The following is a 17184-nucleotide window of genomic DNA, read 5'->3' as shown; positions in this document are numbered from 1 at the left end:
AGGAGCGCCCTTAGCTCAGCTGGATAGAGCACCGGACTTCTAATCCGACGGTCGCAGGTTCGAATCCTGCAGGGCGCGCTTTGATCATGGTCTGACCTGCGGCTATGTGGGATCGGATGCGTTCTAGAATTTTCGTCTAGCGGTTGCGTGCTCCGTGCGTGCTCGGTTGCACCAACCCTGCACACCCCATGATCATCCGCCATTCCCGTCCTGGTCGGCAAGAGCAGTGGCCCCGCCTCGCCGCGAGCAGGTGGCGAATGCGGGGCCGGACGCTTAATCCGACTGTCAGCTCCTCAACGAGACGACTCTCCCCGCCTCTGTCTGGTCTTCCTTGCCGAACAGCAGGGCGGCGGTCTTCTCGGCGGCGGCGGTGGCCACCTGCGGGTAGACGGAGGTGTAGGTGTCGGCGGTGAACGCGCTGGAGGTGTGGCCCAGCGTTTCCTGCACCACTTTCATGTCCACTCCGGCGGCCAGCATGAGCGAGGCGGCGCCATGGCGGAGGTCGTGCAGCCGGATGGGTGGCAGGCCGGCCAGGTAGGCCAGCCACAGGAACTGGTCGGAGACGTGCTGGGGGTGCAGGCGGTTGCCGTCGGGCTGGGTGAACACGAACCCGGTGTCGACCCACGCCTGGCCCATGGCCAGCCGTTCCTGCAGTTGCTGCTGCCGGTGGGCGCGCAGCACTTGGACGGTGTCGGTGTCCAGGGCGATGGTGCGGACCGAGGCGTCGGTCTTCGGTGTGCCCTCGTGAACTTGCCAGGCCAGCTGCACCAGCTGCCAGTTCACCGTCAGGCGGTGGCCGTTGAGATCGACTTCTTTCCACCGTAGCCCGCATGCCTCGCCGCGGCGTAGCCCGCGCAGCGCGATCAGCTGATACAGGGCGAACAGCCGATGCTGTCGGGCGTCTTCGAGGAACAGGCGGGTCTGGGCGGGTGTCCAGACCATGACCGGGGAGGGGCGCGGCACGCTGGTGTAGGCGTCGATGGGATCGACCCGCCGTCCGCCCCGGCGCTGCTTCTCCGCCCGGCGGTAGGCGGAGAAGTCCTCCTGCCAGGCGTGGACCCGGTCTTCGGTCCACACCAATGGCTTGGGTCGGACATGGGCGGGCATCTCCAGCACGGCGGCGGGGTTGAAGTCGACCAGCCGGTCCTGTCGCATGGCCATGTTGAGCGCGTGGCGGAGGGTCGCGCGGATGCGGTGCATGGTGGCGATGCTGACGGGCCGCCGGAACTTGACGCTCTGGCGCAGGTGCGGGTCGGGGTCGGTGCGGCGTTCGGTGATGGTGTCGTTGAACTCCTCGATCTGCTCGAACATCAACGCGATGTCGCTGACCTTGAGCTGATCCAGCCGCAGCCGCCCCAGGTATGGGGTGAGGTAGAGGCGGATGTGGCTTTCGTAGGAGCGGCGGGTGGTCTCCTCGATCCTCCGCTTGCGGTGGAGGAACTCGGTCAGCCACTGCTCGACGGTGATCTCCTGGGTCAGGTGCTGCCCGGTCTTGATCTTGCGGCGGACCGCATCGAGGGTCGGGAGGGTGTGGGTCTCGGCCAGCGTCCGCTTGATCAGGTCGGCGATCTGGGTACGGGTGGCGGGCTCGCGGGGATCGGCCAGCGCCAGCAGGTCACGTACCTGGCCGAGTTCAGCTTCGGCTGCGTCTTGGGAGGCGAAGCCGCTGCGGCGCAGCGGCCCACGCCGCTTGCCGTCCGCGGTTGGCGGGAGTTCGATCTGGTAGTTCCAGATGCCGTGTCGGTAGCTCCACCCGCCACCGGGACGGCGCAGCTTGGGGCATTTCTGCCCGAGCGCTTTGCCGTCCTTATCGCAGCAGGAGCAGCGTTTGAACGTGCGTCCCTCAGCCATCGTGTGTCGTGTCTCCTTCTCTTCGGGTGCTGTTTGATTGAGCCGACGTCGTGGTGAGCTGGACTCGGTGGGGCGGCGGTCGGCACGGTGCCGCTACCTGAGCGCAGGCCGGATCCAGGCGGGTGTCCCCTAGCGAGCTCTGGCTCCCGGGGGCGGCCCGGTAGGCCACGGTCGGTGCTGGCTGGATGGGGCGCGGCGAACCCGGTCATGGCCGTGTGGCGTAGCCCGGGGGTTGCTGGTGCCATCCGGCCCGGCATGATGCGGTGGGGATGATCACGCGAGCACGCCCGTGAGGATCGCACCATCGCGTTCATGACCGTGTCGGACAGGGCGTATCGACGCCCACCTGGGTGGCCATGGTCAAGCCGAATCCGACGGTCACCGCCGAGCCGCGACGCTGCCAGCCTCCGCCTTGCCGCGCGCCATCGAGCTACGCATCACCCCTCGCATGCACCCCAGAGCAGAGCCTGCTCTGGGGTGCATGCGCGCTCGTCCGCATAGGGAGATAAGGCAGCCGTGTACCGAGTGCCGGCATGGGATGGCCGATCGGCCGGTACTGATGGTGTCATCGGGCGGCAGTCGCGCGCCGTCCGGGTGCTGAACGGCGTGGACGAGGGCGGCTGCGTTGCGTGGCGGGGTGACGTGGTTCGGTTGTGTTGCCCTGCGGTGAGCTGGTGTCATGCTGGTGCGGCCGATCAGCCGGGCCACCTGATCCCTGTCACCTCTCCAAATACCTGTGGTCGGCTCCGAACTCGGACAGCAGGCGAAGCAAAGGTCCGGCCATGATTACCGGACAAGGCGTGCTATCAGAGGGTGCTCATGCGCCTTGATTAGTGGCAAGGCGCCGGCCGGGTGGCCAACGGTCTTGTTGGCATGCCGGGGTGCCTACGGCAACACGCGGTCAAGCTGGCGCCTGCGGATTAAAGGTCAAGAGCTGCGATGGACAGCAAGGGGGCCTCCGCAGGGTGGCGGATGTGCAGCTCGACAGCGGCCAGGAGTTCAAGCTGTTCGGGGGATGCGACGTCCGTTCCACGTCGTGCACGGGCCAGCCAGGTCGTGGATCTCGGAGCCCCTGCGGCTCATGGCAGCTGACCTTAGTGGGACGGAGAGCGCGCAGGACGGAGAGCTTGGCGGCGGCGCGGCGTGGGTTGGGCCGTGGGGGCGACACGGAGGTGGCTCATAGAGCATCGCGTTCGGTAAGGCTATGCCTGGGCCGTGGCGGCAGTGCTTGATGTGAGGAGTTTGAGTCATGGTCGCCAGTCCAGCTGGTTGCTCGCAATCTGCAGGTGTTCGGCCAACGAGGCGCAGACACGATCGTTCTGTCATTTGAATGTAGTCGGCTCCATGGCGGGCTTCAGCTCTTGTAGCGGCGCAGGCGGTTGAGTTGGTCTGCCGACTCGATCTCCTCAAGGGGGCCGTGCGCCGCATCTGGTCGTTGCGTTCCGGGTATGCATGATGACTCTTCGTGACATCATGAGCTGCGTGCTCACGGGAAGGGGAACGATGTCACGGTGGGCGAGGGTAGTGCCAGGAGTGTTGGTGGGCGGGTTGTTGGTGACGGGGCCGGTGTGGGCGTCCGCACGCCCGTGGACCGATGGGTATGGGCGGCTTGGGACCGTTGAGATCAGTGCCGACCGAAAGCGCGTGATGCTGTGTGATGCGCTCGACGACGAGGACAAGGTGGCCGTGGAGTACAAGACCACGATCGGCCGGACGATCCTGCTGCAGGCAGGGCCCAAGTCGGGGTGTGTCGAGGATTCGGTGTTCTTCGGCTCCATCAAGCGGGCCAAGTTCTGCCACGGCCCGGACGTCGATCCCGATGGCGGCACATGGCGCTGGTGCAACCCGGCACGCAACATCTAGCAACTTCTAGGACGACCGCGAATGGCTGAAGGAGCGGGTGTGCTGACCGGGGTTGCTTCCCGTGGGTTACCGCAGCAGGCGCGTCAACGCAGGCCGGCCCTCGCCGCCCTCGCTGTGCTGCTCGTGCTTGGTGGCGCCCTGGCCACGACCCTCCTGGTGATGCGCGCCGACGAACGCATCTCCGTCATCCGTGTCACCAAGAAGATCGGTGCCGGCCAGCGCTTCGACCGCGGAGCGCTGCAGGAGGCACGCATCGCCGATGGGGGAGTCACCTACTGGTCGTGGGCCCAGCGCGACCAGGTGGCCGCCACCGTCGCCACCGTCACCGTGCTGCCCGGCACGCTACTCACTCAGCCGATGGCCGCGGCGAACGGGACCGGAGCGATCAGCGGGAAATCCGTCAGGATGGGGCTAGCGCTCAAGCCTGGCCAAGCGCCTTATGACCTGCAGCGCGGTGAACGGGTCCAGCTCATCCACGTCCCCGCCCGCAGGGCCGACTCCGAACCGCCCACGCTTCTCGCGGAGGAGGCTGTGGTGGAGAGCGTGAGCTACACGTCCGGATCGGCCAGTCAGGCTACGGTCGTCGTGGACAGTGCCGTTGCGCCTGCGGTCGCGGCCCACGCCCTCAACGGGGAGATCTCCATCGCTGTCGTGCGCGGCACAACCTTGACATCGCGCTGAACGCGCAGGATCAATCCAAGAATTGATGGCATGCCATGTTGCGCAGACGAAAATCTCGTTCGTGAGAGGGGAACAACTCGTCGCACTTCACCCCGATCAATGATGGGATTCCAGCGTGCTCAGAGCTGCGGGATGAGGCTGGGCGGGGACGGCTCGGCGCTCGCTTTGCTCGATGGCTCGACTGTGGCGTGTGATGGTCAATCGCGGGCCCGTCCGGCGTTTGTGGGTGGACGGTCGGGAGGCGGTCACGCGCCACATCGACGCGTGCGTGACTCCTGGGTGCGATGACGGCCTTTGCGTTGCCGCTGATGCCATCTCGTTTTCCGGTCGTTTCGTTTGGAGTGCCGGTGGTGCCCCTGGATGAGGTGGCCGACTTCCTCTTGTGGTGGGGAGATGTGACGATCCCCGTGTTGTTGGCGCCTTGCGGAATCTCCGTGGCTGCCTGTGAGGAGGTCTGCTGGTTCCCTGACGTTGCTGTCCCGGCTCCGCTGACGGCCATGGCGATGGCTGCGGCGGTAGTGGCCCCGCCTGCGAGCAACAGAGCCATGGCGCGGATCCGCCCGCGTCGTCGCTCACTCATTCCGGGCATAACCTGCTCCCGATTCTCCTGATCGCTAAGGTGTCGCAGCCTAATTGCGGGACGGTCCCCGTCGGACAGGCTTTGATCTTCCCTGAAAGATTCGTGGCACTGAGATATGAGGTGGCGGTCTGCATCTACGTGCCATCCGCGCGACGCAGCAGCTTGTCGCTTGGCCCATGAAGATGCTGATCAATACAGGGACCCACTAGATCTACGCGAAAGAGGAGACGTGATGCGATCCGCTCGCGCAGCCTCGGTGCGCGAACCGGGCTGTTACCCAGCGGCTATAGCTAACCGTGGTTATCATGTGACTCTCTGTTTACCGTATGGCTGCAGGGGCAGTCAGAACACAGGGAGGCTTCGCGTGGGATTGTTCGCTGCCAGGTTCTTTGCCCTCGCCGCAGTAGGGATGCTGGTGACAGCTGCCCTTCCCGCTGCACCGGTACGTGCTGCGACTGGAGCGCTGATCATCAACGGTGAGGTGTACTACAAACCTCATGGCTGTTACCCCATCCGAGATCTGCCGGCGTACGTTCTCAACGAGACCAACGGGGTCGCCTTTATCCATGAGGGCCCAAGCTGTGACGTCGACATCAACGCCGTACTACTCTCCGGTCGGCTGGAAATCGCCAGAACGGGCAAGAGTGTCTTCATCGGCTGACCCGATTCTTGGCGGATGGGGGATACGCCTTATATGGTCGTATCTACCGTGTCCGCAAGTGGCTCTTGGGTCAAGCTTTGGCGATTGGAATCGTGTTTCCCAGATCAATTCCGCTGAAGGGGCTGGTAAATCTGAAGTGACGTGATCGGCTCCTGTGGAGGTGCCTGCTGATTCGGGATGATCCTCACGCAAGGGGAAAATGGCTGGGGTTCTGGCTGGCGGCCTGTTCCCTCGCCCTGGCCGCAGCTGCGCTCGGTGCAGTCTTGGGCGGACCATCCTTGGCGCATGCACTGGGCACGGATTACTGCCCGCCAGTATCTGAGGAAGCGTACAAAATGTTCGACATCGAAAAGTGGTGCGCTTCCGTCAACAATGAGTTTGAAAGCGGTCACTACCCGGACTTGTTGGGGCTTTTGAAGGAGGCGCGGCGTCAGCCGGCCTCTGTAGCACCTCCAGAACGCGACATGGCAGAAAGGCCACGGGCCAGGCCGCAACCGTCACCCAGCAGAACGGTAACCCCGGACGCTCCACATCCGATCAGAACGCAGCGACCAGCAGCCGAGCCGGCACTGAACGCTCGCGGTCATCATCCGGCCGAAGTAGAGGTGTCGCCTGGGCGGGTTGTGCGACCACATCCGATGAGTTCCCTGAACGCCCAGAAGGCACGACACAAGCACTCGCACGCGCCCCGTAGGCGCCGGCACGCTCATCCAAGACCCAAGCCTTCTGCTTCCGGCGTGCCGGCTCCTGCTCCGGCCAGCACGCGTGGCGCACCCATGCCCGCCCTGCCTTCCCGATCTGCTCAAAGCAGCGAGTCGGTGAATATCGCCTCGACCGACTCCTGGCCGGTCTTGAGCGGTGCTGCCGCATTCGCCTTGTTGGTGATGCTGCTGACCGGGCTTCTGGTCCATTGGGCCCGAAGGAGGGGCAGGCCGAACGTCCCGCTGATCGCGGTCCCTGGAGTAGACATACGCCGCGAGGACGGCCTCGTCCTTGGGCGCGAACTCATTACTGCAACTGTCGGTGCCGCCACGGTCAGTACGGGTACTCAGGAAGAGGCCAGTGCACAGGAACTGCCCTCCCGGCGCGAAACGGCGGAGGCAGCCTCGCCGATCTCGGAGCCCGCATCGGGGGCAATAGGACCTCCGACAGTCGCGGGCTCGGCAGCCCTGGCCCAGGTGTACGTACTTGGACCGGCGCGCGTGATGGTGGCTGGACGGGAGGTGTCGTTCGGCCGTGCGGAAGGCCGCGCGTTGTTCGCCCTACTCGCGACGATCAAGGATGGCGCATCGTCGGAGTTGGTGGTCGAGCGGTTGTGGCCAGGGGACGAAGAGCGAGGTGCCCGCCGCCTGGACACAGCGGTGCGCGACATCAATGCGACGATGCGGCAGGCGACGGGACTTGCAGCCCATGTGAAGTTCGTGGTGAAGACAGGACAGAGGCGCCGGCTGCCTGCGGCGTACTTCGACGTGGACTGGTGGCAGTTCGAGGAGGCGTACGTTCAAGCCAATTCCGCGTCCGACGAGCACGCTCGCCGGGAGGCGTTGCGACGGATGCTGGACCTGTACCAGGGACCCCTCCTGGCGGATCGTGATGACACCTGGTGCATTTCTCCACGCCAGGCTGCTGCGACACAGGCAGTTCGAGGAGCTCTGCGACTGGTCGACCTCGAGCGGCCGGAGAACCCGGACCGTGCGCTGGATGTGCTGACGTTGGCGGTTGACCGCATCGATCCCTACAACGAGGTGTTGTGGCGCCAGATCCTCATGATTCAGGGGGATCTCGGTCGATTGTCCGCCTTCGAGGTGACTTTCCAGCAGCTGACGGAACGGCTGGCGGAAATCGACGCGCGGCCGAGTGCACAAGCCCGGCAGATCTACCAGCGCTTCATCGGGTGATTGGCAGCTCCCAGCCTTGGTGTCCAAGAATCTGCCGGTCACGCAGGGGGTATGCGGCCCAAGCCTCGCCCGTGAGCAGATGGGCGGGGTGTGTGCCGTAGATGCGGGCCAGTAGGCGCAGGGGGGTAACAAATGGGCGTCGGCATCCCTGGGGCCAGTTCTCATAGTCATACAGGCGGGTACTCGCGCAGTCCGGCGCCGTTGGTGCCTGCGAGACGGTGGAAGTCGTCGACCGTTTGCGCTGCGGTGAGCCCGACGGTGTACCGGCAGAGGCGCAGTGGGGTGGCAAGGGTGGTCCAGGCCGAGGATGACGGCGATCTGGTCAGTGGTGAAGCTGTACTGACGTAGATATCGGCTGCGGCGACGGCAATCGAGCAGGGGTGGGTTCGCCTCGTGTAGGGGACGAGGCGAACCAACGCCGGCGTCTTTGGTTCAGACCGGTTCAGGCCGTCAGCTGATACGCGAATGGGGGCAGATTTCCGCACTGGAAATTGGGGTAGCGTTCGCCTGCGCGATTAAGACCGCTAGGCCTTGGAGAATTCATTCTTGCAGGTCAAGCCGTTTTCGGCTGCGGCGGTGGACGGCCCGACTCGTCTAAGGACGACTCCTGGGAATATGTGTGCATGCGCCTCGTGGCTGGCCATGCTGCTCGCGCCCTGCTCTGCCGCTTCTGGTGTATCTCTCCATCACTTCTCTTCATCAGCAACTTGTAGTCGGCCTCGCCGAAGGCCGGCCGCTGCGGTGACCTCGCCGTGAGCGGCGAGCAGCTCCTGCGCCTTAGGGGGCCACCCGGGGTCCGGTCGTCCGCCTCGACTCAGTACGGCGGTACTGCCGTGGACTGACGGTCGTGAACGTGTACGGGCCCACGTGCCGCCCATGTGCGGCACGTACTCGGGCCGTTGGGTTGTCCGCTGTGGGTATGCGGTGGCGGGCGTGTCGGCGTTTCTCAGACGTACCCGTGGTGTCTGTAGCGGGGGATGGCGATGTGAGCGGCGATCAGCTCGGCAACATCAGTGGGTGTCGCGGGTGGTGGCGTGGGCGGGTAGCAGAGGGAATGATCCCTTTTCGTTTTCCTGACGTGTTGGCGCGCGCGTTTGCTGGCGACGTTCTCCACCTAGTTCCATTGACGCTCGATACTGCGTCGATGTCAACCGAATGCGCACACGGCTCGCAGATTATTTTCGAGCCCAATTTGGACAACGGGGGTGCTGTTTGCCGCTGTCCGGTGAAATGCGTGAAGAGTCGGGCGGATCATCGGTGTCAAGTCGATCCGGCCGCCTTCTCGGAAGTTGTCTCGGCGGGTCAGCCATTGTTTCATTGGGTTAGCCTCTCCAGCCGTTGGGGTGACGGAATTTATTGGCCGGTCGACTTGCTGCCTGGGTGATGTGCGAGGGATGGTCGTGATGCAAACAAAAACACCGGCCGCACCGGGCCGGGAATGCGACCGGAAAGGGCATCGCGCAATGGCTATTCACATCCCGGAAACGACTGTCACCGAATATGTTTCCGATGACACGGAAACCGCCATCACTGCCCACACCGACGCTGCGCCCCTGACGGCCCCTGAACGGGCCGACGCTGACGCCCCGAACGCCGTCCCCGCGCCGGATACCGATGTGCGCGTAGCGGCGGTGTGGGCGGCGCTGAGCGCCGAGTCGGGCGGGTCGGCCACGATGATCGGGGCGGCGGCCGGTCTGAGCCGGATGGCGGCGGGCAAGATCCTCAACGAGTTCGAGGCCGATGGTCGCGCCCGCCGTGAGCCGGGCGTGAGCGACGGCACCACGCGCGGCCGGGCGGCGGACCGGTGGTTTCCGATCACCACCGACACCGAGCTGACCGGCACCGCCGACACGTCCGCCCCGGCCCCGGAAACGCCGGATGTCACGCCTGAGGCAGCCCCCGCCCTGGATACGGACACTCCGGACGCTGACACGGTGCCCGCATCCGAGGAGGAGGCGCTCCCGGCCGCCATCGATTCGGATGATGCCGCCCCGGCGGAACACCCGGCCGATGGCGAGGAGAACCTGATCGCCGACGGCGCAGCCGATCAGGGTTCCGACGGGCCGAACGGCGAACTCGACTCGATCCCCGACATGGACGCATTCGAGCCAGTGTCCGAGCCGGTGGTGGACGATCCGATGTGGGCACTCGTGAAAGCTGAGCTTACCGAGATCGGAAGCCTCCTCGGCGGGGTCATTCTGGCGAAGGATGAGGGTAACGCCGTGATGGCGTTGGGGTGCCTGGAAATGGCGATGACGAAGGTCGCCTCGGTGCACCGTAACGCGCGGGCGGTGCTGACCGGCACCGCCGTCACGCCGACCCGCGCGGTGTCGGCCGCCCGGCCGGGTAGCGCCAGCGGCGCGGGTACGGGGAATGGGGTGCGGCCGGGGGCCTTGCGGGATCGGGTGCACGCCCACCTGATCGAGTTCCCGGACAAGGACTTCACCCCCTACGAGATCGGCAGGGTTCTGGACGCCTCCTCCGGCGCGGTGGCCAACGCCCTGGACCGCCTCGTGAACCTCGGGGATGCGTTGCTGACCTGTGAACGGCCCCGACGGTTCGCCCTCGCCCCCACGGCCCGGCCCGCCGTCAACACCGACGAGGGGGCCGACACCTACGGCGACTGAGCCGGGCGTGCGGGCGGGCCCCCACCGGCCCGCCCGCCCCGGTCCCATGGCCCCGACCCAAGGGCTCTCCGAGCCCACCACAACGCCGCCGCATGTGCGGCACAACCCCGGCCCGTGCCGGACGGTAATACCGCCTGCCCCCCTGATCACCGGCGCACCAGCCCCCAGTACGGCGGAACCCCACCCCACCCATGCCCCATTCGGTCATCACTTCTGTTTCGCATGCTCAAAGAGAGGAACTGTCATGGCTCACGAGATCGAGATCTTCGCCAACGGTTCGGCCGGGTTCGCCGCCGCCGGGAAGCCCGGCTGGCACGGGCTCGGCTACACCGCGCCCGGCCCGATGACCGCTGAGGAACTCCTGTCCAACGCCCAGCTGGCCGGGTGGAACGTGCGTAAGGTGCCGGTCGGTCAGGTCACCGATCCGGTCACCGGCCAGCCGGCCGTCACCGATGAGGACTTCCTCGTGGTGCGTACCAACCCCGTCACCGGCCAACCTGAGCGCCTCGGCCGTGTCGGCAGGGACTATCAGGTCCTGCAGAACGAGGATGTGACCGGCTTCCTGCAGACGCTGGTGGACGAGTCGGGGGCGATCTTCGACACGGGCGGCTCGCTGAACGGCGGACGCCGGGTGTTCGTCACCATGCGCCTGCCCGAGCCCCTCATGGTCGGCGGATTCGATCAGATCGACCTGTACCTCGCCGCGTTCTCCCGGCATGACGGATGGGGTTCGTTCGTCACGGTCGCCACCCCGGTCCGGGTGGTGTGCGCGAACACCGAACGAGCCGCGCTCGCCAACCACGCCTCGAAGTTCACTGTCCGGCACACCGGCAACGTTGCCGGGCGCATCGCCGAGGCGCGGGAGGCCCTGAAACTGACCTGGAAGCACGGGGAAGCCTTCGCGGCCGAGGCCGAGAAGTTGCTCGCGGTCCCGATGGGTGTGAAGGAGTTCCGTCAGTTCGCCAACCGGCTCCACCCGCTTCCCTCGGACGCAAAGGACCTGGCCAAGCGCAATCACGACCTAACGATGCGGGAGCTCGAGTACCTGTTCGCGCAGGCCCCGACTCAGGAACCGATCCGGAACACGCGATGGGCCGCGTACAACGCGGTGACCGAGCGGCTGGACCACAGGAGCCCGGTATTCGGCAACCGCGACGTGGCGGCGGTGCGGGCCGAGCGGGCCCTGCTGGATGACCACGACAACGCCAAGATCAAGGCGCGCGCCTTCCGGCTCTTGGTTTCCGCGTAGCCCGCAACGTCGCTGTCCGGTTCGGCTCCGACTTGGGCCGTACCGGACCCACACGGACTAACCCGACAACCGATCACAGAGGGCCGCCCGCCCCATCATCACGGGACGCGGCAGGCGACGAGTGGCCGGTTGGGGCCGGGGCACCCCGACCGGCCGGTACCCCGCCCCACGTACGTCATCCACCACTACTGAAGGAGATCGTCATGGGACGACTCGAAGACCTGGTCAGCCACTACGCCACCGCCGCCCGCTGGGAACTCAGTGAGGCCCTCAGCCGCATCGTCTCCCTCGATGATGAAGGCACGTTGGGTGACAAGGACCTGGGCCGCATCGCTTACGCCTACCAGCGGTTGTCGTGGTGGCAGCAGGTCACCGACCTCACGCACGGCTGCGAGGAGACGCTCGACGGCGGGACCGCGCTGTTGACCGTGCGGCAACAGGCACGTGAGTCGCTGATCAACGCCCGCCCTGTGAACAACGGCGGCTTGTTCGCCCAGGCGATGGCCGAGTCCCGCAGAGGCGGCGCGCGTGCCTTTCTGGACGCGACCGAGAAGCTCGCCGAGGCGATTGCCCTCCCCATCGATCACGGCGTTCGTCCGGCCGACACCGATATCCCGGCGATCGAGCGAGCCTCGGTCGAGGGCGACCGTTCGTGACGCCGTGGGCGAGCGGTTCCCGGATCGAGCGGACGGGCTGGGAAGGGGCCCACGTGATCGCGAGGTCCCAGGCCGCTACCAAGCAGTCTGCCCGTCTCGCTGGGCACGGTGGGCGGTGTTGGGCTCCCTCAACCGCGACTCGAACGGACCAGAAGCACGAGGCCGAGGCGGTAGCGCGGGCGGCGCGGACGACCAGGATTTCACGGGCGCGGGTTCGCGCAGAGCCGGGTGGCCGTTGATCGCGCTTCCATTCCCGCGCGGCGTCTCTCGTCATCGACGAGCGCGTGTGCCGTATCCGACGCGGCGCTTTCCCACCGCCCACCGTCCACTTGCCCGGCCTGCGCCTCTTTGGCGCGCGGCTGGCGAACCCGAGCCGCTAGTCCGGCGGCCACTCCATGAGCCCCCACCCCTCACCGATCACCCGACGAAAGGAAGACACGCGATGGATCATCACCGCCAGTCCGGCCCTCTGCCCCCGATTGGGGAAGCGGACAGTAGTACCCCCGCCTGGCACATCGGCGCGAACCAAGCCGGGCAGGAGCGGCACCCGTTCGATCGGCTGATCGGCGAGAAGATCATCGCTGCCCGCCACGCCTTCTACACGGCGGCAGCAAAGGCGATCTTCACCTTGCAGAACGGGCGACGGCTTTCCAGCGAGAAGTTGTTCGCCGCCGCTTACGCCCAAGCGTCGCGAGCCTGGTGGGATCTGGTGGATGAGGAGATCGCCGGCAAGAAGCTGGCCTCTGATCACGCGCTGCGGCGGGTGCGCTCCTGGGCCCGCCACTACCTCACCGGAGAACCTCCGGCCGCCCTGCCAGGCACATTGTTCGATCACGCCCTCGCCCACGCCTCACGCATCGCCGCCCGCGACTTCCTCACCGCCAGCGGCCAGCTCCTGATCCAGCACCTCGCCGAGTCCGGTGATGGAGCCGATGTTCCGGCTTCAAGTATGTCCGTGGACAACCACCACCCCGCCAGCACGCCCCCGAACCCGGTAGTACTCCCGGCGGTTCCCTCAGCGACGGCGGAGGCGCTGTGAATCTGCAACCAGCCGTGTCAGCACGTCCCGGCGCTGGCGCCATCACCCGACGAAGGGACAACCTCATGTGTTACCCACAGCACCCCGGTGCCTCGATCCCCGTACCAGACACCGGTACCGCCGCCACTTCCAGCTCCGATCCGAGTGAAGCGCCGTCGGTGGAGGCGGTCATCGAGGAGGCCCGCCAGATGCGGCAGCACAACGCCGACACCATCGGACGGCGGCTCAGCCAGGGCCAGCGGCTGAGCGCCGAGGTGCTCTACGACATCCTGCACGCGCAAACGCTCGCCGGTTGGTGGCTGCTCGTCGATCGGCAGATCCAGCACGCCCGAGGCGGCCCGGGCCTGGCCCCGGCTCAGGCAACGGCCAGGTTCGTCACCTGGGTCAGTCCTTACCTGGACGACGACACCACCACCCCCGACGCTGCTGGGACCGTGCGTGTCCTCGGACTGCACTGCGAACACGAACTCGCCCTGGCCCACTTCGACCGGGCCTTGGCCCTCATCCGGCAGGACGCGGCTCGAACCTTCCTGGCGCAAGTCAAGACACTCGTGCCGGCCTCCTCCTCAGAGCAGGCTCCCAGCAGCTCGCCCGGGCCGGAGGCGAAGGCATGAGCAACAGCGCCGCCACCGGCGAACCCATCCCCACTGTGCCGGAGGCCTCCTCGACGCACCCGCTCGCATCGGGCTGTGGGGGCAGCTCGCGGAGGGAGTCCTTCCAGATGATGGCCTGGCGATGGGACATCACCACAGCCAAGAAGCTCACCCGGAACCGTGCAGCCGAGGGCCGGATCGAACCCAAGGAATGGGCGGGCATGCTCCGGTTGGTTGCGATCAACCGCGAGCACGCCGCTCAGGTGGACCTGTCCGTGCCGTTGATCATGGCCACGGTCCCGAACGGCGGGATGCTGATCATCGACGGCTGGCACCGCCTGTTCAAGGCTCTGGCCACCGAAGTGTCCGAGCTGTACGCCGTGGTGCTCACGGCCGAGGAGGAACTCGCCTGCAGGATGCACGGCGGGGAGAAGGGACAGGGCTGCATCGCGTAGTGCCTGACCCGGTGGCGTAGGAGGCATGCCCCGCCCAGCACATCCGTAGTGCGCTGGGCGGGGCATACCTCCTGCACCACCGGCTCACATCGGCCTGGTGGAGTCCGCTTCAACAACTCGAGGATGCTTCCCTGCTTTGATTAGCTCGAACCGCTCCAGTAGCGCTTGAGGCGTTGGGTTTTGCAGGAGATACGGGTTGGGCCCATACCCGAAAACGCTCACGTAGGGTTCGGGCTTCTCCGGCACAGGCTTGGTCATTTCGACGAGGGGTCCGCCGCCGTCCGGGGCGTTGGGGTTGCGAGGGTGGAGGGTGTGGCCGATGAGGCGGAGCACTGATTCGATGGGGAGCAGGTAGTCGAGGAGACTGGTTTCGTCATCGTCGGTCAAGGTGGGGTCGTGAGGCCGGTTGCGGTTGTGCAGGTCGACTTGCCCGGCGTTGGCCAGGTGGTCGTAGAGGCGGCCTTCCAGCCAACCGGCTTCGCTGCTGTTGAGCGTCTCGTCCTCGTTGGATTCGTAGCGTATGAGCAGGGCCCGATACCAGTGGTTCCGGCCTTTGAGCTGCTGGAGGACTCGCTGGCGTAGTCCAGGGGTGGTGGCCTTGCCGACGTAGGCTCCCCATCGGCCCTCGGTGTCTGGGCGGTCGAGGAGGATATAGGCGCCGGGGACGTTCCAGCCCCGTTCAAGGCGGTTGGCGTGGTCTCGGTCGAGCAGAAGCATGCCAGCGACCTTGTGCTTGGCTCGGATCTTGATCGGGTTGTTGAGGTCGTAGGAGAGGCTGACGATGAGCGGGGACGGGGCGAGCCGGACTGCGCACATGGAGGTGTCTCCTTCACCTGGTCCTGCTGGAGACCTTCCCGGACAGTATCGGTCACATCGCTATCTGTGACTATGTGTTTAGGGAAGAAACGAGCAGCTCACGCTGCCCGGCAGGGGCACGCCCGGCCAGGCAGCATGTCAAGGCAGGGCGGGGGCGGTGAAGGGCAACCATGGCCGCGTTAGGGCTGTACGTGGTGGTGGGTCATGCAGTCAGCGTGGGTCGGGTTGGCCAGTGACAGGGTGGGCGGCCGGGCGGGTGAACCCGATCAGGTCCCCGCGCTGGTAGGTGCCGATTTGGACGACGGTGTGCTGGTGGGGTGCGTGGATCATCTGGCCGTTGCCGAAGACGATGCCAACGTGTCCGGGGCCGTCTGCTTCCATCCGGAAGAAGGCGAGATCGCCGGGCTGTTCCTGGCCGAGCGGGATGGCCGGGCTGTGCCGCCACTGGTCGGCGGCAACACGGGGGATCGAGATCCCGGCGGCTTGAAAGGCGCGCATGGTCAGGCCGCTGCAGTCGAAGGATGCAGGTCCCTCGGCTCCCCACAAGTACGGCTTGCCGAGCTGGGCGTGGGCGTAGGCGAGTACAGCGGCGATCTGCTCGCCAGGGATGAGCGGGACGCAAGTCCCGGCCAGGGCGTCGACGGTGCGCTGGGCGAGCGGCTCCCACTGGGCATAGGCGTCAGGGCGGGCAGAGCGCTGGACGGCTTGGGCGGCTCTGGTGAGCGGCATCTGCTCCCAGCGGGGCACTCCGACCAGGCGGTCGTAGAAGATGCCAGTGGCGTAGCGGGGAGTGAGGATCTGCTCGGGTGTTCCCCAGCCTTGCGACGGGCGTTGCTGAAACAGGCCGAGGCTGTCGAGATGGCCGTAGCGCAGGTTACGGAGTTGGGATTCCTGCAAGGCGGTGGCGACCGCGATGACGGCTGCTCGTACGGGCAGACCCCGCTCCATCGCGGTCTCGACGATGAGCGAGGCGTTGGCCCGCTGATCGGCGTCCAGGTCGAGAGGCGTAGGCGCCGGAGCTGAGGCCGCGACCGGGCTGCTTTCCGGCCTGCTCGTCGTCGCGGGTATGGTCGCGCAGACGACGCCGGGCGTCCCGGAGGTGCTCAGGAGGCTGGTGGCGGCTGCGATGAGGGCCAAGACGACGAGCAGCAGGAGGGCGGCGCCGGCCGCGGCGGCCTTCACCTCGGTTCGTCTCCGACGCGGACGGCAGGCATGGTGGCGAGTTCAGGGTGCGGCTGGTCCGTGCCGGACGGGTCGTGGATCCGGCCGAGGGGTAGGTGTGGCCAAGCGCCCGCAAGGTCGGCGAGCCGCATCCGGGACGGATGCGCATCGGCTCCGAGGGGGAGCCAGATCGGCCCGGCGGGGCCGTCCCCGTCGTTGGTGTGGACGGCGGTGGCTAGCGGAATGCCCGATTCGGTGAGGAGTTTGCGCAGGTTTGCTTCGCGAGCGGCGCTGGGCAGCCAGAACAGCACAGGGGTGTTGATACCGGTGGCGTCGGCGAGGTTGCGGTAGTCGTGCAGCTTGTCGGCGACACGCTTGAGGGTTTCGGTGCCGGTGTCGTGTTCGAGGAAGAAGTTGATCTCGTTTCTGTTCTCTCGCCACTGGCCCCAGGCGTCGGGACGGGCCAGGTCGCCCCAGAGCTTGGCGCATTGCTGCTCGGACCACCAAGCCCTTACCTCGGCTGTGGCTTCGGGCTCTGCCGAGGCATGGCGGGCCTGGTGGTGGAGGCGGGAGAAGAAGTCGTTGACGCCGACCTGGTGGTTCAGGCGGGAGGAGACGGCGATGGGAATGTCAGGGTTGTAGCCGAGTTCCTTGACGCTGATACCCCAGCGTTCGGCCAGAACGGCGGCTCCGGCCTTGCCGAGTACCCAGTGGATGGGGGCTGAGCCTGCGCCGTATCCGGCCCAGGGCCGGAAGCGGGTGACGGCGTTGAGCAGGTGCAGGGTGTTCATGCGCTTGCGCGTGGACTGGGGGATGCCGAAGAAGATGCGCTGGATCTGGTGAGTGGTCAGGACGCGGTGCCGGTGCAGGTAGGTGAGGATGTCCTGGTCGCGGGGGGTCAGCCGCGCCGACAGGGCGGGCAATGTGGCGCGGTCGAGGCGGGGCTGTCCGGCCGGGATCGGGAGCATGTTCATGGGCGTCTCCTTGCGGGTTGATCGGATGGTGGACTGGCTGGAGCAGACGCACGGCTGTTGTGGCACGCCGGCCCCTTTCG

The 17184-nt window shown here is 66.5% G+C and carries 14 protein-coding genes and 1 tRNA gene; 11 read left to right on the top strand and 4 right to left on the bottom strand.

Annotated elements, in window-relative coordinates; genetic code table 11:
• Window positions 1–4: 4 nt before the first annotated feature.
• Window positions 5–78, top strand: a tRNA-Arg gene (locus ACWCSU_RS49780).
• 207 nt (window positions 79–285) lie between these two features.
• On the opposite strand, the gene ACWCSU_RS49775 is transcribed toward ACWCSU_RS49780, so the two are convergent.
• Entirely contained in the window at window positions 286–1851 is a 1566-nt protein-coding gene (locus tag ACWCSU_RS49775; protein WP_449944005.1) for a tyrosine-type recombinase/integrase, read from the bottom strand.
• Window positions 1852–3390: 1539 nt separating this feature from the next.
• On the opposite strand from ACWCSU_RS49775, the gene ACWCSU_RS49770 reads away from it, so the two are divergent.
• From ACWCSU_RS49770 to ACWCSU_RS49725, 10 genes are all read left to right on the top strand, one after another.
• On the top strand, window positions 3391–3714 hold the full coding sequence (locus ACWCSU_RS49770; RefSeq protein ID WP_449944003.1) for a hypothetical protein: 324 nt from the start codon (window positions 3391–3393) through the stop codon (window positions 3712–3714).
• A gap of 39 nt (window positions 3715–3753) precedes the next feature.
• The gene (locus tag ACWCSU_RS49765; RefSeq protein WP_449944000.1) at window positions 3754–4395 is read left to right on the top strand and encodes a hypothetical protein; all 642 of its coding nucleotides are present in this window, start codon (window positions 3754–3756) and stop codon (window positions 4393–4395) included.
• A gap of 944 nt (window positions 4396–5339) precedes the next feature.
• Window positions 5340–5636: a hypothetical protein gene (locus ACWCSU_RS49760; protein WP_364084408.1), complete on the top strand. Its 297-nt coding sequence runs from the start codon at window positions 5340–5342 to the stop codon at window positions 5634–5636.
• Between the two features lie 818 nt (window positions 5637–6454).
• Window positions 6455–7534, top strand: coding sequence for an AfsR/SARP family transcriptional regulator (locus ACWCSU_RS49755; protein ID WP_449943998.1), 1080 nt, complete (start codon window positions 6455–6457; stop codon window positions 7532–7534).
• A 1394-nt stretch (window positions 7535–8928) separates the two neighbouring features.
• Window positions 8929–10161: a hypothetical protein gene (locus ACWCSU_RS49750; RefSeq protein ID WP_449943996.1), complete on the top strand. Its 1233-nt coding sequence runs from the start codon at window positions 8929–8931 to the stop codon at window positions 10159–10161.
• 244 nt (window positions 10162–10405) lie between these two features.
• Entirely contained in the window at window positions 10406–11410 is a 1005-nt protein-coding gene (locus ACWCSU_RS49745; protein ID WP_449943993.1) for a DUF932 domain-containing protein, read from the top strand.
• A 203-nt stretch (window positions 11411–11613) separates the two neighbouring features.
• Window positions 11614–12066 (top strand): hypothetical protein, encoded by a 453-nt coding sequence (locus ACWCSU_RS49740; RefSeq protein WP_449943990.1) that lies wholly within the window; start codon window positions 11614–11616, stop codon window positions 12064–12066.
• Window positions 12067–12508: 442 nt separating this feature from the next.
• Window positions 12509–13105 carry a hypothetical protein gene (locus ACWCSU_RS49735; protein WP_449943988.1) on the top strand — a complete coding sequence of 199 codons (597 nt, stop codon included), beginning with the start codon at window positions 12509–12511 and terminating at the stop codon, window positions 13103–13105.
• Between the two features lie 158 nt (window positions 13106–13263).
• A complete protein-coding gene (locus ACWCSU_RS49730) occupies window positions 13264–13719 on the top strand; it encodes a hypothetical protein (RefSeq protein ID WP_449943985.1) in 456 nt (151 codons plus the stop codon).
• Complete coding sequence (locus tag ACWCSU_RS49725; RefSeq protein ID WP_449943983.1) at window positions 13716–14153, top strand: hypothetical protein; 438 nt, start codon at window positions 13716–13718, stop codon at window positions 14151–14153. The genes ACWCSU_RS49730 and ACWCSU_RS49725 overlap by 4 nt, the downstream gene beginning before the upstream one ends.
• A gap of 84 nt (window positions 14154–14237) precedes the next feature.
• Here the strand turns inward: ACWCSU_RS49725 and ACWCSU_RS49720 are convergent, their stop codons facing one another.
• From ACWCSU_RS49720 to ACWCSU_RS49710, 3 genes are all read right to left on the bottom strand, one after another.
• On the bottom strand, window positions 14238–14969 hold the full coding sequence (locus ACWCSU_RS49720; protein WP_397165898.1) for a hypothetical protein: 732 nt from the start codon (window positions 14967–14969) through the stop codon (window positions 14238–14240).
• Between the two features lie 210 nt (window positions 14970–15179).
• Window positions 15180–16151: a C40 family peptidase gene (locus ACWCSU_RS49715; RefSeq protein WP_449943980.1), complete on the bottom strand. Its 972-nt coding sequence runs from the start codon at window positions 16149–16151 to the stop codon at window positions 15180–15182.
• On the bottom strand, window positions 16148–17104 hold the full coding sequence (locus ACWCSU_RS49710) for a replication-relaxation family protein (RefSeq protein WP_449943978.1): 957 nt from the start codon (window positions 17102–17104) through the stop codon (window positions 16148–16150). The genes ACWCSU_RS49715 and ACWCSU_RS49710 overlap by 4 nt, the downstream gene beginning before the upstream one ends.
• Between the last annotated feature and the right edge of the window lie 80 nt (window positions 17105–17184).

The sequence above is a fragment of the Nonomuraea sp. NPDC001699 genome (genome assembly GCF_053596455.1).
Note: the sequence above shows the minus strand (reverse complement) of the source record. Positions and strands in the feature narration are given on the sequence as shown.